We start from the raw sequence: 21,430 nt of genomic DNA, 5'->3' as shown, positions 1-21,430 counted from the left end.
CGAATCGCGGACGCCCGATTCCGCGAGCGCCCCGTTTCAGGCGCGGTCGGGTTCTCCCGTGACGCGTTCGATCGTGGCGCCGAGGCGGTTCAGGTTCTCCACGAAATGCGGGTACCCGCGGTCGATGTGGAAGACGTCCCACACCTCGGTGGTGCCGTCGGCGCACAGCCCGGCGAGCACGAGCCCCGCGCCCGCGCGGATGTCCGACGCCCACACCGGTGCGCTGGAAAGCTTTTCGACGCCGCGCACGACCGCGTGGTGGCCGTCCGTCCTGGCGTCGGCGGACAGGCGCACCATCTCCTCGATGAACCGGAACCGCGCTTCGTAGACGTTCTCCGTGATCATCGACGTGCCCTCGGAGACCGCGGACAGCGCGACCGCGAACGGCTGCAGGTCGGTCGCGAAACCGGGGTAGGGCAGCGTCACGAAGTCGACCGACTTCGGCCTGCCGTCCTGCACGACGCGGAAACCCTTGTCGTCGAACGTGGTGATCTCCGCGCCCGCGAGGCGGAGCTTGTCGAGCACCAGGTCGAGGTGGTGCGGGTTGACCCCGCGCACGGTCAGGTCGCCCCGCGTCATCGCGGCGGCGAAGGCCCAGGTGGCGCCGACGATCCGGTCGCCGATGACGCGGTGCTCGGTCGGCTGGAGCGCGTCGACGCCGTGCACCGTCAGCGTGGAGGTGCCCGCGCCTTCGATCTTGGCGCCCATTTCGGTGAGCATCGTGCAGATGTCGGCGATCTCGGGCTCGCGCGCGGCGTTGTCGATCACCGTGGTGCCCGCCGCGAGCACGGCGGCCATCAGGATGTTCTCGGTGGCGCCGACGCTCGGGAAGTCGAGCCAGATCTGCGCGCCGTGCAGGCCGTCGGCCTGCGCCACCACGCACCCGTGCTCGATGGTGCTGGTGGCGCCGAGCTTGCGGAGCCCGTTCTGGTGCATGTCGAGCGGCCGCGAGCCGATCGCGTCGCCGCCGGGCAACGCGACCACGGCGCGCTTGAGCCTGCCGACGAGCGGCCCGAGCACGCACACCGACGCGCGCAGCTTGCCCATCGCCGCCGAATCCGCGCGGTGCGAAAGCTCCGAAGGCGTGGTGATGCGGGCGGTGTCGCCGTCGATCTCGACCTCGCACCCGACGCTGCGCAGGACGTCGGCCATCAGGGGCACGTCCAGGATCTTGGGGCAGTTGGTGATCGTGGTGGTGCCTTCGGCCAGCAGCGCCGCGGCCATCAGCTTCAGCACACTGTTCTTGGCTCCGACCACATCGACTTCGCCTGCCAGCCGTGCGCCGCCGTGGACGTCGAAGTGCTCGCTCATGGGCGTCAATCATGCCTGCCGCCGTGAGCGCGCGATCTCCGGGGCGCCGTTCCCTTGATCGTCAAAGAAAACCTTCTCCCGAGCGACGAGCAACGCGAGGCAGAAGCTGAGCGCGGACACTCCGGCGCCGACCCACATGACGGCGTGCACGCCGTCGAGGAAACCGTTTTTCGCGGCGCTGGTGAGCGCCACCGCCAGCCCGCCGGACGCGTCGAAACGGGCACCCGCGGCACCGGCCAGCACGGCACCGAGCACCGAGGTGCCGAGCAGTCCGCCGACCTGGTTGGCGGACTGCTGGACCCCGGCCGCGGCACCGGCGTCCGCCTCCGGGACACCGCCGAGCACCGCTTGGATGGCCGAGTTCATCACCAGGGACAGCCCGAACCCCAGCAGCGCGAACGGCACCGCGAGCCGGGCGAACGGGCTGCCCAGCCCGATCCCGGTGAGCAGCAGGAAACCGGTCGCCGACATGAGCGCGCCGCCGAGCAGCACGGGGCGGCGACCCACCTTCGGCAGCAGGCGCGCGCCCAGTGCCGAACCGAGAACGGCGAACACGCCGAGCGGGATCAGCCGCAGGCTCGCCTCGATCGGGCTCAGCCCGTCCACCTTCTGGATGAACAGCGACACGAAGATCGGCAGCCCGACCATCGCGAAATCGGTGGTGACCGTGAGCGCCACACCCGCGCTGACCGTGCGGTCCGCGAACAGGCGCAGCGGCACGAGCGGGTGACGCGCGCGGCGTTCGACGAGCACGAACGCCACGCCGAGCGGCACCGACGCGGCGAGCGCGCCGACGACCGCGAGGTCGTCCCATCCGGCAGCCGGTGCACGGACGAGGCCGTAGGCGAGCGACGACAGCGCGGCCGTGAGCAGGACGGCGCCGCCGAGGTCGAAGGCGGGCGGGTGGTCCGGCCTCGGCGCGCGCAGCACGCGCCGTCCGAGCACGAGGCAGGCCACGGCGATCGGCGCGTTGACGAAGAAGGCCCATCGCCAGCCGAGCCGGTCCACCACGACGCCGCCGACGATCGGCCCCGCCGCGATCGAGGACGCGGCGAGCGCGCCGAACACCGACACCGCGGCGGGAAGGCGTTCGGCGGGGAAGGTGGCGCGCAGCAACGCCAGCGAGTTCGTCATGACGAGGCCGCCGAAGAAGCCCTGCGCACCTCGCGCCACCAGTACGAGTTCGACCGAGCCGGAGAACCCGATGACCATCGAGGCGAGGCCGAACCCCGCCACGCCGACGAGAAAGACCGGGCGCCGCCCGAAACGGTCGCCGATCCGTCCCGCCAGCACCATCGAGGGCGCCATCACCAGCAGGTAGCCGTTGGTGATCCACTGCAGGTCGCCGAGGCTCGCGTCGAGTTCGGCACCCAGCCGCGGATTGGAAGCGGCCACGATCGTGCCGTCGAGCGCGACGATCACCACGCCGAGCACGACCGCGGTCAGCGCGGCCCACGGCGCGGGCGGCTTCGGCGCGCTCACGGGTGCCGCGCCGCGGTTTCGACCACGTCCGGCACCAGCGCGACGCACCGTTTCGCGTGGCGCAGCAAGGATTCCACCGATTCCCCGCCCTCGGCGCGCCACGCGTCGACCGCCACGTGGAACGCGCCTTCGAACGCGGAGACGGCCAGATGCGCCCGTTCGCCCGCGAGCCCCGGCCGCGTCGCCGCCACCGCGACCAGCCTTGCCCGCTGCCTGGCGTCGCGCCGCGCGTTGGCGGCCAGCAGCGCGGGTTCCTCGCCGACGAGCCGGAACAGCTTGGCGTGCACGGGATCCAGCCGCTTGCCCCAGCATTCCCGCCACGCCGAGGAAAGCGCGGCGCACAGCCCGGCGAACACGGGTTCTCCCGGCGGGCGCGCCTCGAACGCCGACGCCATCGCCTCGTCGAGCCGGTCCAGCACGGCGAGCGCGGCGTCGTCCTTGCCCGCGAAGTAGCGGAAGAACGTGCGAGACGACACCTCCGCCTCGGCGGAAATCCCCTCCACCGTGGTCTCGCCGTAGCCGCGGGACACGATCTGCCGCACCGCGATCTCGATGATCAGGTCCCGCGTCTTCGCCTTCTTCCGCGCGCGCAAGCCGGTTTCCGCTTCACCCATGGCCGTCACGATAGCAATCGTGTCGCACTGCGACAACTGTCATAGTGCGACAGTTTGTCGACCCCGTAGACTCCACGGCATGGTCGTACGCATCAACCGCGTGTACACGAAGGTCGGCGACAGCGGCACCACGGCGCTGGGGGACGGCTCGCGCGTCCCGAAAACCTCCCCGCGGCTCGGCGCCTACGCCGATGTCGACGAGACGAATTCGGTGATCGGCCTCGCGATCGCGGTCGGCGGGCTCACCGACGAGATCGCGACCGTGCTGCGCGCGGTCCAGAACGACCTCTTCGACGTCGGCGCGGACCTATGCGCGCCGATCGTCGAAAACCCTCCCTATCCCCCGCTGCGCATCACCGAGCGCTATGTGGAGCGGCTCGAAGGCTGGTGCGACGAGTTCAACGAGCGCCTGCCGAAGCTGACCTCGTTCATCCTGCCCGGCGGCACCCCCGGCGCGGCGTTCCTGCACCAGGCGCGCACGGTGTCCAGGCGGGCCGAGCGCGCGGGCTGGGCACTCGTCGAAGCGGACGCCGAGCACACGAACGTGCTGGCGGTGCGCTACCTGAACCGCCTGTCGGACCTGCTGTTCATCCTGGCGCGCTTGGCGAACCCGGACGGCGACGTGCTCTGGCAACCCGGCGGCACCGACGCGACGAGCTAGCCGGGCAGGCAGGGCCCTTCTCATGCCGTGAAGGCCACCATGACGGCATTGAGTGCCCCAAATCTTCCCCTCGCGCCGGGTAGGGTGGGGCAGCCGATGCCCTGAAGGCCACCTTCAGGGCATTGAGTGCCGTCAAGGGAGCCTTCAGGGCAAGCAAAAGTGCCCAGAGCCGGGTAGGAAGCGCGCGGCCGAGGAGAGCCGCACGCAGCAGCTCTGGTCAGCCAATCCGCCGGTGAGCCTGCAAGAAAACGCGCCAAGCATTCGGCGACAAGCGCAAGACGCCTTCCGTCGGCGACTTCGAGTCGCGAACCGCGATACCAGGCGCCACCAGCGCAACCTCGATGCAGTCGTCCTTCGGATTGCTGTAGCTACTCTTCCGCCAAACTGGGGTGTGCCCGCCGGACATTGAGGGCTCCTTCGTCTGGTCGATCGTAGTCCCCGGCACAGCGTACAAGAAACTCGCGCGACTCTTCCGCGCTCAGCGCCACGGCGTCCAACTCGGCGAGGTACCCCTTGGCAAATTGAATGTCTTCGGGGTTCTCGACGAACAACGATGCGAAGATGTTCTCCGAATAGAGCACGGGCCCGTGGTCGGCGAAGTCCATCAGTGTGAACTGACCGATAGCGGCCGCCACTGCGCCATCCGCGAAAGGCACGACCCTGAGGGTGACCTGCGGACGGTCGGCCAGAAACGCCAGATGGAGCATTTGTTCGTTCATCACACGGTTCGTGCCGACGGGGCACCGAAGCGCGGCCTCGTAAATGAAATAGACGAACGCAGGCGGATTCCACCTTTTGAGCAGGCTCTGTCGTTCCATTCGCACGGCCACGCGCGAGTCGACCGTCGCCTGGTCGACGCTGTCGGCCGAGCCCATCATCACCCGGGCGTACCCCTCGGTCTGCAGCAGCCCCGGCACGATCAAGGGTGCGGCCGACCGGATCGACCTAGCGGTCGTCTCGTGCAAGATCAGCGTACGGAGCACCTTGCGCCGAACGAGATAGCCGTCTTCGGTCTCCTTCGCGAGTGCCAACACATCGGTCACATCAGGTGCGGAGACTCCGCAGTGAGCCAGATAGGTGGTCACACTGACTTCGGAGACCGGCCCCTGACCGGACTCGATCCGCGAGACCGTGCTCTGCGACCATCCCGTTCGTTTCGCCAGATCTAGACCGTTCAATCCGGCCAGCTCACGCCGTCTTCGGAGTTCGACACCGAGTTAGCGACGGCGGGCGTCCGATGGCTTGTAGGGCATGGGCCCAAGCTAACGGCGCCGGAGCAGCGCACCCGGTATTGCCGCGCGCCTCCACCCCAAGGGAGCACGCCTTGCTCCGCGCGCAATTCGAGCGAGGGCCGACTTCGCGGCGCTCAGCGCCCTGATGGCCACCTTCAGGGCATAGCACGCCCCGCTTTCCTCATGCCGTGAAGGCCACCTTCGCGGCGTTGAGTGCCGTGTTCAGTATCAGCTGTTTTGACACAGTTTGTGTATCGCAGCATGTGACACACCCGGGTCGGGTGATGTTGCATGATCTGCCGCCTGACCGGCGTTGTGGTGAGGGCCATGACGCGGAATGGGACGATCATGCGATTCGTGGACGCGATGCTGACGGCTGAAGTGCCGGTTGAGAACGTGTCGGCGTGGTGCCGGGAGCATGGTGTCGATAGGCGGACGTTCTATCGGCACCGTGCCCGGATCCAGGCCGAGGGGCAGTGGCGGCGGCGGTCGACCCGGCCCAAGACCGTGCGGCATGCTACGGCGGAGCCGGTCGTGGCTGTCGTGCTGCGGCTGCGGAAGGAGCTGAAACCGGACAACGGGGCGGACCCGATCCGCGATCGGCTTCTGGAGTTGGCCGCCGAGCGGGACTGGGCCGGACGGGGCTGGCCTGTCCCGTCGCGGGCCACGATCAACCGGATCCTGTCCCGGCACGGGCTGGCCGAGTCCAACCCCCGTAAGCGGCCCCGGTCCTCCTACCGTCGGTTCAGCTATGCCCGGCCGCGGGACTGCTACCAGATCGACGCCACCGAGGTCATCCTCGCCGGCGGGGCCACGGTGGTGGTGTTCGAGGTCCTCGACGACTGCACGCGCATGCTGGTGGCCAATCACGCCGCCGAGGCCGAAACCTCCCGTGCCGCGATCACCGCGATCACCGCGGCCATCACCGACCATGGTGCGCCCGCGATCGTGTTGTCCGACAACGGATCCGCGTTCACCTCACGCGGCCGCCACCCCAACGCCGGGCCATCGGCGTTCGCCCGCACCGTCACCGGCCACGGCTGCAGGCTGATCCATTCCAGCCCCTACCACCCGCAGACCTGCGGCAAGGTCGAACGCCACCACCAGACCTTCAAACGCTGGCTGGATCACCAACCCATCCAACCCGCGACCCTGACCGAACTCCGCACCCTGCTCGAGGTCTACCGCGAGCACTACAACCACCGCCGCCACAGCGCCCTTGGCCGGCAAACCCCCACCCATGCCTGGACCACCAGCGACAGCCACGGCGGACCCCAGCACCTGCCCGTCCAGGACGACGCCACCGTGCACCGCCTCAAAGTCAGCACCACCGGCACGGTCAACCTCGGCAAACACGCCCGGCTACGGATCGGCACCGCCCACGCCGGACACACCATCACCATCATCCGTGACAGCGACCGGGCCACCGCCTACACCAGCGACGGCGACCCGATCGGCCACATCCACCTCGACCACACCAAGACCTACCAAGGCCAACTCACCCCAGCCGCCTAACCTGTGTCACAACAACCGAGACAAACCTGCGGCAGAACTACCGAGACACGACACGGCGTTGAGTGCCGTCAAGGTGACCATCAGGGCAGGCAACAAAGCGCCCCCACCGGAAGGAGGCGCTCGCCGCGAAGCTAGTTCTGTTCCTGCGCGGCCCAGTAGCGTTCGAGATCGGCCTCCGGCGTCGAATCGGCACCGGGCGCGACGGCCTGCGTGGTGACCATCTCTTCGGGGAGGACCCGCTCCGGTAGCTTCTCCCACCGTCCCTGTTCCGTCATTTTCCCAGAGTAGCCCGGTTTTCGGTGCTCGCGGCCACGAGTGCGTCGCCGAGGTCCGTTCGCGCGGAGAACACCTGCCTGCCCTCCCGCCTGCCGACCGCGAGCCCGGCGGCGCGCAGCGCGGCGAGGTGCTGCGAAACGCCCCCGGTCGTCATGCCCGTTCGAGCGGCCAGTTCGGTGGTGGTCGCCGGGCTGTCGAGCAGCGCCAGCAGCCGTGCGCGCCCGGCGCCGAGCACGCCCGCGAGCGCGTCCGCCGCGCCGTCGTCGCGTTCCCACAGGGTGCCCACCCCGCGCGCGGGGTAGAACAGCGTCGGCTGCCACGGCTCGGCGGTCAGCGTGAACACCTGCGGCCACGCGAAGATCGACGGGACGAGCACCAGCCCGCGACCCCGTGCGGACCGGACGTGCGAATACGGCCGGTGCGTGACGCGGACCGTGCCCGCCTCCCACCGGACGTCGGCGTGCACGTCGGCGAACAACGCGCGCGCACCGCCGGAGGCGATCTTCCGCGCGCGGTAGAACACGTCCGCTTCGAGCAGCCCTCGCAGCCGGGGCCAGTGCGGTTCGAGCGCGGCGGACCAGAACCGTTCGACGGCCGCGGCCAGGTCATCCAGGCCCTGCTCCGGATCTTCGTACAGCGCGCGCACCGCCGGGCTGCGCCGCACGCCGCTGGCGTCGAGGTCCGCGCGGACCTGTGCCGGGGCGACCCCGCGGAGCCGCTTCACTTCGTCGGCCAGCTCCGCGACGGGTGTTTCGGGCGGCACCGTGACGAAGTCCGGGGTGCGGGCGGACCGGGTCACCAGGTCGGTGAGCAGGCCGATGTCGGCACCCGCCAGCGCGGCGCGGGAGGCCACCACCCACGGCAGGTGCAACGAGTGCCGCGACGGGTCCCGCATCGCCCGCACCGCGGCGACGACCTCCCACAACGGGGAGATCGCGAGCCTCGTGCGCAGCGCGTCCTCCGCGGTGAAGGTCAGCGTCAGCATCTCTTAGTCATGACTAAGAAGATAGACCATGGACGGTCGAGCGAACACGATCGTCGGCATGACGGCGGCACGACTCCCCGGTGCGTTCTGGGTCCTGTTCGCGGGGCAGCTGGTGAACAGGATCGGCAACGTCGTCGTCGCGTTCCTGGCGTTCTACCTCGCCGCACGCGGGCTCTCCCCCGCCGGTGCCGCCGCCGTGGTCGCGGTGTTCGGCGCGGCGGGGGTGCTGAGCCAGCCGGTCGGCGGCGCGCTCGCGGACCGGTTCGGCGCCAGGACCACGCTCGTGCTCGGCATGCTGGGCACCGCCGCGTGCCTCGCCCTGCTCGGTTCGGCCACGTCGTTGCCGTGGCTGCTCTCGGGCGCGGCGGCGCTCGGCCTCGTCGGTGACGTGTACCGCCCCGCGAGCGCGGCACTGCTCGTCGCGATCGTGCCGCCGCAGGAGCGCTTGCGCGCGTTCGGGTTGGTGTACTGGGCGGTCAACCTCGGCTTCCCGATCGCGGGCGCGGCGGGCGGTCTGCTGGCTTCCAGCGGTTACTGGGCCCTGTTCGCGCTGGACGCCGTGACCTGCGTGCTGTTCGCCGCCGTCATCGCGATCGGCGTCCCCGGTGACGCGAGCCCCGCCCGGCGTGGCGGTGGCGGTGGCGGCTACCGCACGGCACTGCGCGACCGGTCGCTGCTGGCACTGACCGCGCTGACCTTCGGCTACGTCGCGGTGGTCAACCAGAGCGCGGTGGGGGTCGCGTTCGCGGTCCGCGACGCCGGGCGCGGGCCCGCGACCTTCGCGTTCGTCGCGATCGTCAACGGGGCCGGAATCGTTGTCCTGCAACCGTTGTGCGCCAGGGTGCTCCGGCGGTGGCGGCCGATGCGGGTGCTCGCGTGGTCGATGCTCGTGATCGGCGTCGGCATGGCGTCGACGGGATTCGCCGCTACCCCGGCCGCGTTCGCGGTCACGGTGCTCGTGTGGACGCTCGGCGAGGCGGGCACCGGCGGGATCACCTCGGCGCTCGCCGCGGATCTCGCGCCCGACGGCGCGCAGGGCCGGTACCAGGCCGTGCTCGGCTGGGGAACGGGCATGGCCAAGCTGGCCGCCACCGCGCTCGGCGGTGCGCTCTACACCTTCGCGGGCCCGCCCGCGCTGTGGACCACCTGCGCGGCCGTCGGTGTGCTCGGCTGCACCGCCGGTTTCCTCTTCTCCGACCGTATCGAAAGGCGTCGCCATGCGACTGAACCCGTTGGGCCGCACCGGAATCAAGGTGAGCAGCCTGTGCATCGGCACGATGATGTTCGGCGGGGAGGGCAATCGCGATCACGATGACGCCGTCGCGATCATCCGCGCCGCGCTCGACGCCGGGATCAACACCGTCGACACCGCGGACGCCTATTCCGCGGGCGAAACCGAAACCATCGTGGGCAAGGCCCTCGAAGGACGACGAGACGACGTCGTGCTCGCGACGAAGGTCCACTTCCCGATGGGCGACGATCCGAACCACGGCGGCAATTCGCGGCGGTGGATCACGCGCGCGATCGAGGGCAGCCTCCGGCGGCTGCGCACCGATCACGTCGACCTGTACCAGGTGCACCGCCCCGATCCGGACACCGACATCGACGAAACGCTCGGCGCGCTCTCGGATCTGGTGCGGGCCGGGAAAGTGCGGGCGATCGGCAGTTCCACTTTCGCCGCCGAGGAGATCGTCGAAGCGCAGTGGGTGGCCGAAGCGCGCGGACGGGAGCGGTTCCGGTCGGAGCAGCCCGCGTACTCGCTGCTGGCGCGCGGTGCCGAAGAGTCCGTGCTGCCGACCTGCGCGCGGTACGGGATGGGCGTGCTCACCTGGGGCCCACTGGCGGGCGGGCTGCTCACCGGCCGCTACCGCCGCGACCGGCCGATCGACCTGAGCGCGGGCCGTCCCCACCGCTACCCGCACCGGTTCGACCCCGCCGTGGCCGCGAACGCGCGCAAGCTCGACGCCGTCGAAGACCTCCTCGCGCTGGCCGCCGAGGCGGGGATTTCCCCCGTCCAGTTGGCGATCGGGTTCGTGCTGACCCATCCCGCGGTCAGCGCGGCGATCATCGGCCCGCGCACCGCGGCGCACCTGGGCCCGCTGCTCGCCGCCGCGGACGTCGAACTCGGCGACGACCTGCTCGACCGCATCGACGCGATCGTGCCTCCCGGCACCACGTTCAACCGGCTCGACGCGGGCTCGCGGGTACCGCCCTCGCTCGCGAACCCCGCGTCGCGCCGGTACCGCCGCTGAACGGCCGTTTCCTGGCGCGGGCAGGTGGCCCGGTCAGGTCAGGCCGGCCGCCATGGACTCCAGGTAGTTCCGCTCGGGCAGGCTCGAGGTGCTGCGGGCGGCGAGTTCGAACGCGGCCCGCGCGGCGCCCGCGTCGCCTGCCATCCGCAACAGGTGGGCGCGTACGGCGTGCAACCGGTGGTGGCCGGCCATCCGGCTGTCGCGCTCCAGCGACTCGAGCAGGTCCAGTCCGGCCCTCGGTCCCCGCACCATGGCGAGCGCGACCGCCCGGTTCAGGGTGACCACCGGGGACGGCCACCCGTCCTCGATCAGCTGGTAGAGCAGGAGGATCTGGGCCCAGTCGGTCTCGTCGGCCGACCGCGCTTCGGCGTGCACGGCCGCGACCGCGGCCTGCAGCTGGTACGGGCCGGGCGGCGGCTGGTCGAGCGCCCGCGTCACCAGCGCCGTGCCCTCGGCGACGAGGTCGCGGTCCCACGCGCTCCTGTCCTGTTCGGCCAGCGGCACCAGCGCCCCGTCCGGCCCGGTCCGGGCCGGACGGCGGGCCTCGGTCAACAGCATCAACGCGAGCAGGCCGGTCACTTCGCCGTGGTCCGGGAGCCGGCGGTGCACCTCCCGGGCCAGCCGGATGGCCTCACGGGTGAGCGCCGGCCTGTGCAGCTCCGCTCCCGACGTGGCCGTGTAGCCCTCGTTGAAGATCAGGTACAGCACGTGCAGCACGACCGGCAACCGGTCCCATCGGTCGTCCGGCTCGGGAAAGCCGGTGCCGGCGGCCTTGATCTTCTGCTTCGCCCTGCTGATCCGCTGGCCCATCGTCGCGTCCGGTACCAGGCACGCGCGGGCGATCTGCGCCGTGGTCAGCCCGCCGACGGCCCGCAGGGTCAGCGCCATCTGCGACGGGGGTGACACCGCCGGGTGGCAGCACAGCAACAGCAGGGTCAGCGTGTCGTCGTGGTGGGCGGCGTCCTCCTGCGCCGGGTCGGGCAGCAGCAGCTCGTCCGCCGGCCCCAGGGCGGCGACCCGGTTCTCCCGCTGTTGACGGGCGGCGTCGCTGCGCCACGCGTCGGCCAGGCGCCGACCGGCCACGGTGACCAGCCAGCTGCGCGGGCTGTCCGGGATCCCGTCCACCGGCCACTGCTGCGCGGCCGCCAGCAGCGCCTCCTGGACGGCGTCTTCACACGTATCGAACTCACGGCACTTTCGGACGAGGATGCCGAGGACCTGCGGCGCGAGCTCACGCAGCAGATCCTCGAACTCGCGGGCCGCGGTCATGGCCCCGTGGTGGACGGATGCATAGGTGTCCTGGCTTCGTGCTGCGGAAATCCCCAAGGCCACAATACCGCCACCGTTCCGTGTCGAAACCCCGCGACCGGCTCCGACCCATTCAGGAGAGGTGCCGCACGGGAGCACCGCGATCCTAAGGAGACAGTCGTGGACACGGCCGGTTCGAACGCGACCCCGCCCCCGGGCGACCCGCGGCGATGGCGAGTGCTGGCCCTGCTCGCCGGTCTGCAGTTCATGCTCGTACTGGACATCACCGTGGTGAACGTCGCGCTGCCCAGCGTGGCGCAGTCGCTTGGCTTCTCGCAGTCCGGGCTGGCCTGGGTGGTCAACGGCTACGTGCTCATGGCCGGTGGGCTGCTGCTGCTCGGCGGCAGGCTCGCCGACGTGTTCGGCAGGCGTCGGCTGCTGTTGCTCGGCGCGGGTCTCTTCGCCGCGGCTTCGGCCGTCTGCGGTGCCGCTCAGGCACCGTGGATGCTGGTGGCGGGCCGGTTCGTCCAGGGGCTCGGCGAGGCGTTCGCCGCTCCGGCGGCACTCGGCCTGATCGCGCTGCTGTTCGTCGACCCGAGGGAACGCACGAAGGCGCTGGGCATCTGGGGTGGTTTGACCGGCCTCGGCGGCACCCTCGGCTTCGTGATGTCCGGTGTGCTGACCGACGCCGTCTCGTGGCGCTGGATCTTCTACGTCAACGTGCCCGTCGCCGTCCTGATCCTCGTCGTCGCGCCGCGGATCGTGACCGACGACCGGAAGCCCCGGCCGAAGGAAGGCCGGCTCGACTTCACCGGCGCGGTCACGGCCACCGCCGGCCTGGTGGCTATCGTCTACGGGCTGCTCCAAGCCGCCGCCAGGCCCTGGGGAGCCACCGAAGTGCTGCTTCCCGTCATCGCCGGAGCCTGCCTGCTGGGGGTCACGGTCGTCGTGGAGCTGAAGTCCCGCAACCCGTTGATCCCGTTGCGGTTCTTCGCCGACCGGACCCGGACCACGATCAACATCGCGACGCTGGGGTTCATGGCCGCGTTCGTCTCGTACACGTTCCTGCTGACCCTGTTCGAGCAGCAGGTGCTGGGCTACTCACCACTGCGGACGGGGCTGCTGTACCTGCCGCTCGGCGTCGCGATCGGAGCCGGGATCGCCCTCTGCACCACGCTGATGCCGCGGTTCGGGGTACGGGCGATGGCTTCGGCCGGTTACCTCGGCGCCGGGATCGGCCTGCTCCTGACCAGCATGATCGACGCCGATTCGGGCTACGGCCGGATCCTCCCCGGGATGCTCGTGTTCGGACTGTTCGCGGGGATCACCATGCCCGCCGGCGCCACGGCGGCATTGCACCAGGTCACCGAGCGGGACTCCAGCCTTGCCTCCGGCGTCCAGAGCACCATGCAGCAGGTCGGCAGCGCGCTGGGCCTGGCCTGCCTGGTCACGCTCGCGCTGCGCCACGCCGGTGGCCGGATGCGGGAGAACGTGCTTCCCTCGATCGCCACGACCGAGGGCTACGCGCTGTCCTTCCGGATCGGCGCCGCGCTGCTCGTGGCCGGCGGGCTATCGGTGATGTTGATGATGGAGCGGGTGGTCCCGTCCGCGTCCGACCCGATCGCGGCGTCCGCCGTGGCCGGGAACCAGTCCGACGTGGCGGCACCGGGTCGCCGCGACGGCTGAGATCTCAAGGAGAACCGTGAAGTACATGATCTTGGTCTACAGCAACCCGACGAAGTGGGAGCACCCGCTGTTCTTCCATCAGGAGAAAGCCGCGTCGCCGGAGGAACGGGACGCTCAGCTGGCCGGGATGACCCGGCTGATGGAGGAGATCTCCGCGTCCGGGGAGCTGGGGCCCACGCACGTACTCGGCGATCCGGCGCTCACCAAGACGGTGCGCCCGCAGGAGGATTCCCTGGTCACCACGGACGGGCCGTTCCTGGAGTCCAAAGAGCACCTGGCCGGCTGGTTCGTGGTCGACGTGCCCAGCCTCGACCGCGCGATCGAGATCGCCTCGCGGATCCCGGACACGCGTTACCTGGCCACCGAGGTCCGGCCGATTCTGGACGTTCCCCGACCGGACTGAGGGACTCGGACCACGAGCCAGGAAGGAGGTCAGCTCGCGCGCGGGAGGCGGCGGCCGGGCGGGGCGGATTCGAGCCAGGACAGGAAGCCGGTGAGCGCACCGGGGCCCATCGCGATTTCGATGGCTTCCTGGGTATCCGATTCGCACCGCAGCACGGTCGAACCGGCGGGGACGGCGTAGGACTCGGTGCCGATCGGGTCGCGGCGGTCCGCGATCTCCAGTGCGTGGCGTTCGAAAACCCGGTCCGGGCCGGAGCGCAGGCTCCACACCCGGTACCAGGCGAACGCGTCACCTTCGTAGCGGCCGATCCCGAGGTGCCAGCCCGCACGAGCACTGTCGGGGCGCCAGCGCAACGCGACGCTGACGCCGCCGTTCTTCCGCATCCGCACCCACCGCAGCGAGTACCAGACCGCCACGACGGCGAGCACGACCAGGAGCCCCAGGACAACCACGGTGATCTCCACGGCCGGCTCCCGCTCGTCGCCGTACTAGGCCGACTGCCCGGCGGCGCGGAGGCGTGCGCTTGCTCTGGCCCGCTCGGCGTCGTCGTCCGCCGCGGAAAGCGCGGACCTCGCCTGCTCGACGTCGATCTCGTCGGCCAGTTCCGCGGACTCGGCGAGAATGCTCACGCCGCTCCCGGTGACGGACAGGAAACCGCCGTGCACCGCGGCCGTGAACGTGTCACCGTCCGTGGTGTCGACCTTGACCACGCCGCCCTCGACCAGCTGACCGAGCACCGGCTCGTGACCGGTCATGATCCCGATCTCGCCCTCGGTGGTCTGGGCCACCACGAACGTGGCCTTGCCCGACCAGAGGCGCCGCTCGACGGCGACAAGCTCCACCGACATCTCAGCCACGTAGCTCTCCTTCACCTCGGTCGCTTCCCCGAGTGTAATAGCTAATCGTTCAAGTAGGTGAGGACCGACGGATCCGGCCTTCGGCCCCCGGTTACGACAGCGGGATCAGAATCCACAGTGGACACTGATCCCGCTGCCGGAACGCCGGTCACTTGCCGGTGATGTCCTTGTACTTCTTCTCGAGGTCTTCGAGGCCACCGATGCCGAGGAACGCCTGCTCGGGGTAGTGGTCGAAGTCACCCTTGGTGATCCGGTCGAATGCCTCGATGGTCTCCGCCATCGGCACCGTGGAACCGGGGATCTGCGTGAATGTCTCCGCGACCAGCATGTTCTGGGAGAGGAAGCGCTCGATGCGGCGCGCGCGCTGCACGGTGAGCTTGTCCTCTTCCGAGAGCTCGTCCATACCGAGGATCGCGATGATGTCCTGCAGCTCCTTGTACTTCTGCAGGATCCGGATGACCTCGGAGGCGACGCGGTAGTGGTCCTCGCCGACGATCGCGGGGTCGAGGATCGTCGAGGTGGAGGCCAGCGGGTCCACCGCGGGGAAGATGCCCTTCTGGAACACCGACCGGGAAAGCTCGGTGGTGGCGTCCAGGTGCGCGAACGTGGTCGCGGGCGCCGGGTCGGTGTAGTCGTCCGCCGGCACGTAGATCGCCTGCATCGAGGTGATCGAACGGCCCTTGGTCGAGGTGATCCGCTCCTGCAGTTCACCCATCTCGTCGGCCAGCGTCGGCTGGTAACCCACGGCGGAAGGCATGCGGCCCAGCAGGGTCGACACCTCGGAACCGGCCTGGGTGAACCGGAAGATGTTGTCGACGAACAGCAGCACGTCCTGGTTCTGGACGTCGCGGAAGTACTCCGCCATGGTCAGCGCGGACAGCGCGACCCGCATACGGGTGCCCGGCGGCTCGTCCATCTGACCGAACACCAGCGCGGTGTTGTCGATGGTGCCGTCCTCGCTGAGCTCGAGGAACATGTCGGTGCCCTCACGGGTGCGCTCACCGACGCCCGCGAACACCGAGCTACCACCGAAGTTCTTGGCGATACGGGTGATCATCTCCTTGATGAGCACCGTCTTGCCGACGCCGGCACCGCCGAACAGGCCGATCTTGCCACCCTGCACGTACGGGGTGAGCAGGTCGATCACCTTGAGGCCGGTCTCCAGCATCGTGGTGCGGCCCTCGAGCTGGTCGAACGCCGGGGGCTTGCGGTGGATGCCCCAGCGCTCGAGGTCGGCGCCGTAGCCGGGCTCGTCGAGGCAGTCGCCGAGCGCGTTGTAGACGTGGCCCTTGACCTTGTCGCCGACCGGGACCGAGATCGGGCCGCCGGTGTCGGTGACCTCGGCGCCGCGGACGAGACCGTCCTGCGGCGCCAGCGAAACGGTCCGGACCAGGTTGTCACCGAGGTGCTGTGCGACCTCGAGGGTCACCGTCTTGCGCAGTTCCGCGAACTCGATGTCGACCTTGAGCGCGTTGAACAGCTCCGGGACGGCGCCACGGGGGAACTCGACGTCGACGACCGGACCGGTCACCGAGACGATCCGGCCCTTGAGGGCGGTGGGGGTTTCTTGTGTGGCAGTCATCGCTCAGTCATCTCTCCTGATATGTGGAAACGACCTAGTCGTTTCCAGCGGCAGCGGCGAGCGCATCCGCCCCACCGACGATTTCGCTGATCTCCTGGGTCACCTGCGCCTGACGCGCCTGGTTCGCGAGCCTGGTCAGTTCGCTGACCAGATCGTTCGCGTTGTCCGAAGCCGCCTTCATGGCCGTGCGGCGCGCGGCCAGCTCGGACGCCGCCGATTCCAGCAACGCCGCGAAGATCCGCGTGTTGATGTACTTCGGCAGCAGCGCGGCCAGCAGGCGGTCCGCGCTCGGCTCGAACTCGTACGACGGCGCGATACCGGCGGGCTTCTCCTCGCCCTCCTCCGCGTACTCGACCTCGAGCGGGGCGATCCGCTTCGCGACCGGGGTCTGCGTCAGCATCGACTTGAACTCGGTGTAGACGATGTGCAGTTCGTCCACCCCGAGCACGCCGTCGGCGTTACCAGCCTCGTCGTCCGCGCCGGAAAGGAACGAGCCGACCAGCTTCTCACCCACGGTCGCCGCGTCCTCGTAGTGCGGGCGCTGGGAGAACCCGGTCCAGCGGTCCGCGGTCTCGCGGCTGCGGAACTGGTAGTAGTTCACGCCCTTGTCGCCGATCACGTAGACCAGCGGCTGCTTGCCCTGCTCGCGCAGCAGCGAAAGCAGCTCCTCGGTGGCACGCAGCACGTTCGCGTTGTAACCACCGCACAGGCCCTTGTCGCTCGTCACGACCAGCACCGCGGCGCGCTTCGGGTTCTCCCGCTCGGTCAGCAGCGGGTGGTTGAGGCTCGACGCCGCGTCGGCCAACGCCGAGAGCACTTTGGTGATCTCTTCGGCGTAGGGCCGCGAAGCCTCCATGCGGGCCTGCGCCTTGCCGATGCGCGAGGTCGCGATGAGCTCGTAGGCCTTCGTGATCTTGCCGATCGACTTGGTCGCCCTGACCCGTTCGCGTAGCTCTCGAAGTTGTGCCATCCCTGGTACCCGGTTACTTCTTCGGCGCGGGCTTGTTGACCTTCACGGTCTCCTGCCCGACCTTGTCGGCGTCCATCGCGTCGGCGTCCACGCCGCCGAGGGTCTTGCCCTCGGAGGTGGTGAAGCCCTTCTTGAACTCGGTGGTGGCGGCGACGACCGACTCGGCGATCTCGTCGCTCCACTTCTTCTCGTCGCGGATCTTGGCGAAGATCTCGTCGTGCTTGTGCCGGATGTTCTCGACGAGCTCGCGGTTGAACCGCGCGGTGTCCTCGATCGGCACGTCGTCGAAGTGGCCCTTGGTGCCGAGGAACACGGTGATGATCTGCTGCTCGACCGGGATCGGCGAGTTCTGCGGCTGCTTGAGCAGCTCGTACAGGCGGGCACCGCGGTCGAGCTGGGCCTTCGAGGCGGCGTCGAGGTCGGAGGCGAACGCGGAGAACGCCTTCAGCTCCTCGTACTGCGACAGGTCGATCCGGAGCGAACCGGACACCGTCTTCATCGCCTTGATCTGCGCGTCACCGCCGACTCGGGAGACCGAGGTGGTGACGTCGACCGCGGGGCGCTGGCCCGAGTTGAACAGGTCCGACTGGAAGAAGCACTGGCCGTCGGTGATCGAGATGACGTTCGTCGGGATGTAGGCCGAGATGTCGTTGGCCTTCGTCTCGATGATCGGCAGCCCGGTCAGCGAGCCCGCGCCCAGCTCGTCGTTCAGCTTGGCGCAGCGCTCGAGCAGCCGCGAGTGCAAGTAGAAGACGTCGCCGGGGAACGCTTCGCGGCCCGGCGGGCGGCGCAGCAGCAGCGAGATCGCGCGGTAGGCCTCGGCCTGCTTGGTGAGGTCGTCGAACACGATGAGGACGTGCTTGCCCTCGTACATCCAGTGCTGGCCGAGCGCGGCACCGGTGAACGGCGCCAGCCACTTGAAGCCCGCGGAGTCCGAAGCGGGGGCGGCGACGATGGTGGTGTACTCCAGCGCGCCCGCGTCCTCGAGGGTCTTGCGGACGTTCGCGATCGTCGAGCCCTTCTGGCCCACCGCGACGTAGATGCAGCGCACCTGCTGCTTCGGGTCGCCGGTGTCCCAGTTGCGCTTCTGGTTGATGATCGTGTCGACGCAGACCGTGGTCTTACCGGTCTTGCGGTCGCCGATGATCAGCTGGCGCTGGCCGCGGCCGATCGGGGTCATCGCGTCGATCGAGGTGATACCGGTCTGCAGCGGCTCCGACACCGGCTGGCGCTGCACCACCGAAGCGGCCTGCAGCTCGAGGGCGCGGCGATCGGTGGATTCGATGTCGCCGAGGCCGTCGATGGCCTTGCCGAGCGGGTCGATGGTGCGGCCGAGGAAGTTCTCGCCGACCGGGATCGAGAGGATCTGGCCGGTCCGCTTGACCTCCTGGCCTTCCTCGATCTTCTCGAAGTTGCCGAGGATGACCACACCCATCTGGCGGGGCTCCAGGTTCTGGGCGACGCCCAGCACCCCGCCGGGGAACTCCAGCAGCTCGTTCGCCATGGTCGAGGGCAGGCCCTCGACGTGGGCGACGCCGTCACCGGTGTCCACCACCGTGCCGACCTCTTCCCGGCTCACGTCCGGGGCATAACTGGAGACGTAGTTCTCGATCGCGCTCCGGATCTCATCCGAGGAGATCGTCAGCTCCGCCATTTCGTTCCCGCTCTCGCTTCGTTCTTGCCAGTGTCAAAAGTTTCGGGGTGTTCAGCCGGCCAGCTGCCTGCGCAGCGCCTCGATCCGGCCTGCCGCGCTGCCGTCCATGACCTCGTCGCCGACCCTGACGATGAGCCCACCGCCGAGCTTCGGGTCGACCTCGATGCGCAACGAGATCTGCTTGCCGTAGATCGCGGCCAGCTTCTCGGCGAGCTGCGACCGCTGCTCGCCGGACAGCTCACTGGCCGTGGTCACGTACGCGACCGCGCGCTGCCGCCGCTCGGCAGCCAGCTTCACGAGCTGGTCGAGGCCTCCTGCGACGCTGCGCCCGCGGTTGCGGAGGATCGCCTGCTCGGCGAGCTTCTCGGTGACCACGTCCACCTTGTCGGAGAACAGGGTCCGCACCAGCGTGCGCTTGGCTTCGGCGGGTGCCGTCTGCTCGGACAGCGCCCGTTCGAGCGCGGGCTCGCCGGCCACGATCCTGGCGACCCGGAACAGCTCGTCCTCGACCGTGTCGAGGTTGCCGGTCTTCTCCGCGCTGGTCAGCAGCGCGGATCGGCCGAGCGACTCGATCCCGTCGAGCAGTTCGCGGGGGCTGGACCACCGGCTGGAGACCGCGGTTTCGAGCACCTTCAGCGACGGCGCCGAGAGCTTGCTCTCCAGCAACGACCTGAGGAGGTTCTTCCGCGCTTCCGGCGCCGACGAGGCGTCAGCGACCGCGCGGCGGAGGCCGATCTCGCCGGTCAGCAGGTCGACGACCGACAGCAGCTCCTCGCCGACGGTCGCCGGGTCGGTGCCCGCGTCGCCGAGAACCTCGCCGAGCGTGTTCTCGGCGAGGCCGAGCGCTTCACGGCTCGCAGCATGCAGCGTCATTTCAGTCCTATCTCCAACCCGCGGTCGTCGAACGCGTGATCATCTCCGGCGGCCTTACTTACCCGACCCGTTGGAACCGAGCTCGGCGAGGAACCGGTCGACCGTGCCGCGCTTGCGGGCCTCGTCCTGGAGCGACTCGCCGACGATGCGGCTGGCCAGCTCCACCGAGTTGCGGCCGATCTCCGACCTCAGCTCGGCGACGATCTGGGCCCGCTGCGCCTGCAGCTGGGCCTCGCCCTGCGCCACGATGCGCTTCGACTCTTCCTGAGCCTCGGCGCGCAGTTCTTCCTTGATCTGCTCGGCTTCGAGCCGGGCGTCGTCACGGATCTTGGCGGCCTCGGACCGGGCGTCGGCCAGCTGCGCCTTGTACTGCTCGAGCGCGGCCTCGGCTTCGGCTTGGGCCTTCTCCGCCCGCTCGATGCCACCTTCGATCTTCTCGGCCCGCTCCGCGTACATCTTCTCGAAGCGCGGTGACACGAACTTCCAGATGATGAACAGCAGCACGAGGAACGAGATGAGGCCGATGATGAGTTCCGGGACATCCGGAACGACCGGGCTCTTGGCCTCCGCGGCCAGGTTCACTGAGGCATTCACCACGACGTCTCCCTAAGTGAGGCGTCAGCTCAGGACGCGATGAAGTAGAGCACGAAGCCCAGCAGCGCGAGCACCTCGGTGAAGATGAAGGTCGAGAAGCCCATGTTCATCAGCTTGCCCTGCGCCTCGGGCTGGCGGGCGGTGCCGTTGATGACCGCGGCGAAGACGAGACCCACACCGATACCGGGGCCGATCGCGGCGAGGCCGTAGCCGATGGCGGCGAGACCGCTGTCGCTGACGGTCTTCGCGGCTTCCTGCGCCAAAACAATGCTGCTCACTTGCGTTTCCTTCCAACTCGGTCCGCAACTACGCGGATCGGGGGCTTTGGTTTCTCCGTGTCTCCCGGCTGGGAGGGGTACTGCCGCTGTTTTCGATTAGTGCTCGCTCGCCACCGCGGCGCCGATGTACCCGGCGGAAAGGAGAGCGAAAATGTAGGCCTGCAGAATCTGGATGAACACCTCGAGCAGCGCCATCGCGATGGCGATCACGAATGAAACGATCGAAGTGCCTTTCAGGCCCCAGTTGGCCTGCTCCAGCAGGAAGTGCCCGCCGATGGTGAACACCGCGATGATCAGGTGACCGGCCAGCATCGCGGCGAAAACTCGGATCGCGAGCGTCAGCGGGTTCAGCACGAACTTCTGGAAGAACTCGATGACGATCAGCAGCGGCAGCACCCAGACCGGGATGTTCGGCAGCACGAGCTGGTGCTTCATGTAGCCGAAGAAACCGTGCCGGCGAATACCCGCGATGTGGTAGACCGGGTAGACCACGAGCACCGAAAGCGCGATCGGGAATCCGATGTGCGCCATCGTGGGGTACTGGATGAACGGGAACATCCCGAACAGGTTGTTCACCAGCACGAAGGTGAAGATGGTCAGGATCAGCGGGATGTACGGCCGGAAGTTCTCGGAGCCGATCTGCTGCCGCGCGATGCTGTTGCGGCCGAAGTCGTACGCCGACTCGGCCAGGAACTGCGACTTCGTCGGCACGATCTTGAGGTTCCGCGAGGACAGCAGGAAGTACGCCGCAATGATGATCATGGCCAGGACGACCAGCAGCATCGGCTTGGTCACTCCGCCGAAGATCGGCGGGAGGTCGAGGTCCTGCGGGCCTGGGGGGATGAACTCGCCGCCCGAGGCCAGTACCAGCGCGCCCAACGGGGCTCCTTCCGGTTCTCCCGGCCGGCGTTCACTCCGCCGGGGGAATCGTCACGATCTGGACTTAACGTACCCGAT

At 69.2% G+C, this 21,430-nt stretch carries 23 protein-coding genes and 1 pseudogene; 6 read left to right on the top strand and 18 right to left on the bottom strand.

What is annotated here, in order from left to right:
* Positions 1–36 precede the first annotated feature (36 nt).
* The 3 genes from murA to HUW46_RS30160 are packed head-to-tail and all read right to left on the bottom strand — an operon-like array spanning position 37 to position 3,407.
* Positions 37–1,311, bottom strand: a complete 1,275-nt coding sequence (gene murA / locus HUW46_RS30170) for a UDP-N-acetylglucosamine 1-carboxyvinyltransferase (protein WP_215542162.1) — start codon at positions 1,309–1,311, stop codon at positions 37–39.
* A 9-nt stretch (positions 1,312–1,320) separates the two neighbouring features.
* Entirely contained in the window at positions 1,321–2,793 is a 1,473-nt protein-coding gene (locus HUW46_RS30165; RefSeq protein WP_215542161.1) for an MFS transporter, read from the bottom strand.
* Positions 2,790–3,407, bottom strand: a complete 618-nt coding sequence (locus tag HUW46_RS30160) for a TetR/AcrR family transcriptional regulator (protein ID WP_215542160.1) — start codon at positions 3,405–3,407, stop codon at positions 2,790–2,792. Before HUW46_RS30160 ends, HUW46_RS30165 begins: the two co-directional genes overlap by 4 nt.
* A gap of 79 nt (positions 3,408–3,486) precedes the next feature.
* On the opposite strand from HUW46_RS30160, the gene HUW46_RS30155 reads away from it, so the two are divergent.
* Positions 3,487–4,068, top strand: a complete 582-nt coding sequence (locus tag HUW46_RS30155; protein ID WP_215542159.1) for a cob(I)yrinic acid a,c-diamide adenosyltransferase — start codon at positions 3,487–3,489, stop codon at positions 4,066–4,068.
* 217 nt (positions 4,069–4,285) lie between these two features.
* Here HUW46_RS30155 and HUW46_RS30150 read toward each other — a convergent pair whose 3' ends face one another.
* The 3 genes and pseudogenes from HUW46_RS30150 to HUW46_RS48810 form a co-directional block, all read right to left on the bottom strand.
* Positions 4,286–4,474 carry a DUF397 domain-containing protein gene (locus HUW46_RS30150; RefSeq protein WP_215542158.1) on the bottom strand — a complete coding sequence of 63 codons (189 nt, stop codon included), beginning with the start codon at positions 4,472–4,474 and terminating at the stop codon, positions 4,286–4,288.
* Positions 4,437–5,051, bottom strand: coding sequence for a DUF5753 domain-containing protein (locus HUW46_RS30145; protein WP_256451456.1), 615 nt, complete (start codon positions 5,049–5,051; stop codon positions 4,437–4,439). Before HUW46_RS30145 ends, HUW46_RS30150 begins: the two co-directional genes overlap by 38 nt.
* Positions 5,052–5,123: 72 nt before the next feature.
* Positions 5,124–5,273 (bottom strand): annotated as a pseudogene (locus HUW46_RS48810) (helix-turn-helix domain-containing protein); the annotation flags it as partial.
* Between the two features lie 375 nt (positions 5,274–5,648).
* Between HUW46_RS48810 and HUW46_RS30140 the strand changes: the two are divergent.
* The gene (locus HUW46_RS30140; protein WP_254124945.1) at positions 5,649–6,815 is read left to right on the top strand and encodes a DDE-type integrase/transposase/recombinase; all 1,167 of its coding nucleotides are present in this window, start codon (positions 5,649–5,651) and stop codon (positions 6,813–6,815) included.
* Between the two features lie 131 nt (positions 6,816–6,946).
* On the opposite strand, the gene HUW46_RS30135 is transcribed toward HUW46_RS30140, so the two are convergent.
* Both HUW46_RS30135 and HUW46_RS30130 read right to left on the bottom strand, forming a co-directional pair.
* Positions 6,947–7,090 carry a hypothetical protein gene (locus HUW46_RS30135; protein ID WP_215542156.1) on the bottom strand — a complete coding sequence of 48 codons (144 nt, stop codon included), beginning with the start codon at positions 7,088–7,090 and terminating at the stop codon, positions 6,947–6,949.
* Positions 7,087–8,076 (bottom strand): DUF5937 family protein, encoded by a 990-nt coding sequence (locus HUW46_RS30130; RefSeq protein WP_215542155.1) that lies wholly within the window; start codon positions 8,074–8,076, stop codon positions 7,087–7,089. The genes HUW46_RS30135 and HUW46_RS30130 overlap by 4 nt, the downstream gene beginning before the upstream one ends.
* 28 nt (positions 8,077–8,104) lie before the next feature.
* On the opposite strand from HUW46_RS30130, the gene HUW46_RS30125 reads away from it, so the two are divergent.
* Together HUW46_RS30125 and HUW46_RS30120 are read left to right on the top strand one after the other, a co-directional pair.
* Positions 8,105–9,391 carry an MFS transporter gene (locus tag HUW46_RS30125; protein WP_215542154.1) on the top strand — a complete coding sequence of 429 codons (1,287 nt, stop codon included), beginning with the start codon at positions 8,105–8,107 and terminating at the stop codon, positions 9,389–9,391.
* Positions 9,294–10,328, top strand: a complete 1,035-nt coding sequence (locus tag HUW46_RS30120) for an aldo/keto reductase (RefSeq protein WP_215542153.1) — start codon at positions 9,294–9,296, stop codon at positions 10,326–10,328. The genes HUW46_RS30125 and HUW46_RS30120 overlap by 98 nt, the downstream gene beginning before the upstream one ends.
* Before the next feature lie 33 nt (positions 10,329–10,361).
* On the opposite strand, the gene HUW46_RS30115 is transcribed toward HUW46_RS30120, so the two are convergent.
* On the bottom strand, positions 10,362–11,597 hold the full coding sequence (locus tag HUW46_RS30115; protein ID WP_215542152.1) for an RNA polymerase sigma factor: 1,236 nt from the start codon (positions 11,595–11,597) through the stop codon (positions 10,362–10,364).
* A 159-nt stretch (positions 11,598–11,756) separates the two neighbouring features.
* On the opposite strand from HUW46_RS30115, the gene HUW46_RS30110 reads away from it, so the two are divergent.
* Both HUW46_RS30110 and HUW46_RS30105 read left to right on the top strand, forming a co-directional pair.
* The gene (locus tag HUW46_RS30110) at positions 11,757–13,262 is read left to right on the top strand and encodes an MFS transporter (RefSeq protein ID WP_215542151.1); all 1,506 of its coding nucleotides are present in this window, start codon (positions 11,757–11,759) and stop codon (positions 13,260–13,262) included.
* A gap of 25 nt (positions 13,263–13,287) precedes the next feature.
* A complete protein-coding gene (locus tag HUW46_RS30105; protein WP_254126655.1) occupies positions 13,288–13,665 on the top strand; it encodes a YciI family protein in 378 nt (125 codons plus the stop codon).
* A 29-nt stretch (positions 13,666–13,694) separates the two neighbouring features.
* Here the strand turns inward: HUW46_RS30105 and HUW46_RS30100 are convergent, their stop codons facing one another.
* From HUW46_RS30100 to atpB, 9 genes are all read right to left on the bottom strand, one after another.
* Positions 13,695–14,129, bottom strand: a complete 435-nt coding sequence (locus HUW46_RS30100) for a DUF2550 domain-containing protein (protein ID WP_215542149.1) — start codon at positions 14,127–14,129, stop codon at positions 13,695–13,697.
* Positions 14,130–14,153: 24 nt separating this feature from the next.
* Positions 14,154–14,513 carry a F0F1 ATP synthase subunit epsilon gene (locus HUW46_RS30095; RefSeq protein ID WP_215550198.1) on the bottom strand — a complete coding sequence of 120 codons (360 nt, stop codon included), beginning with the start codon at positions 14,511–14,513 and terminating at the stop codon, positions 14,154–14,156.
* 157 nt (positions 14,514–14,670) lie between these two features.
* Entirely contained in the window at positions 14,671–16,104 is a 1,434-nt protein-coding gene (gene atpD, locus HUW46_RS30090) for a F0F1 ATP synthase subunit beta (protein ID WP_215542148.1), read from the bottom strand.
* 34 nt (positions 16,105–16,138) lie between these two features.
* On the bottom strand, positions 16,139–17,074 hold the full coding sequence (locus HUW46_RS30085; protein WP_215542147.1) for a F0F1 ATP synthase subunit gamma: 936 nt from the start codon (positions 17,072–17,074) through the stop codon (positions 16,139–16,141).
* Between the two features lie 13 nt (positions 17,075–17,087).
* Positions 17,088–18,728, bottom strand: coding sequence for a F0F1 ATP synthase subunit alpha (gene atpA, locus HUW46_RS30080; protein ID WP_215542146.1), 1,641 nt, complete (start codon positions 18,726–18,728; stop codon positions 17,088–17,090).
* Positions 18,729–18,779: 51 nt separating this feature from the next.
* The gene (locus tag HUW46_RS30075) at positions 18,780–19,601 is read right to left on the bottom strand and encodes a F0F1 ATP synthase subunit delta (protein ID WP_215542145.1); all 822 of its coding nucleotides are present in this window, start codon (positions 19,599–19,601) and stop codon (positions 18,780–18,782) included.
* A gap of 54 nt (positions 19,602–19,655) precedes the next feature.
* Entirely contained in the window at positions 19,656–20,183 is a 528-nt protein-coding gene (locus tag HUW46_RS30070) for a F0F1 ATP synthase subunit B (RefSeq protein ID WP_215550197.1), read from the bottom strand.
* Positions 20,184–20,224: 41 nt separating this feature from the next.
* Positions 20,225–20,473 carry an ATP F0F1 synthase subunit C gene (locus HUW46_RS30065; protein WP_215542144.1) on the bottom strand — a complete coding sequence of 83 codons (249 nt, stop codon included), beginning with the start codon at positions 20,471–20,473 and terminating at the stop codon, positions 20,225–20,227.
* Positions 20,474–20,569: 96 nt separating this feature from the next.
* Entirely contained in the window at positions 20,570–21,352 is a 783-nt protein-coding gene (gene atpB / locus HUW46_RS30060) for a F0F1 ATP synthase subunit A (protein WP_215542143.1), read from the bottom strand.
* Positions 21,353–21,430 lie beyond the last annotated feature (78 nt).

The organism is Amycolatopsis sp. CA-230715 (assembly GCF_018736145.1).
GTDB lineage: Bacteria > Actinomycetota > Actinomycetes > Mycobacteriales > Pseudonocardiaceae > Amycolatopsis.
The sequence above is the reverse complement of the archived record's forward strand: the minus strand, read 5'-3'. Positions and strand labels throughout refer to the sequence as shown.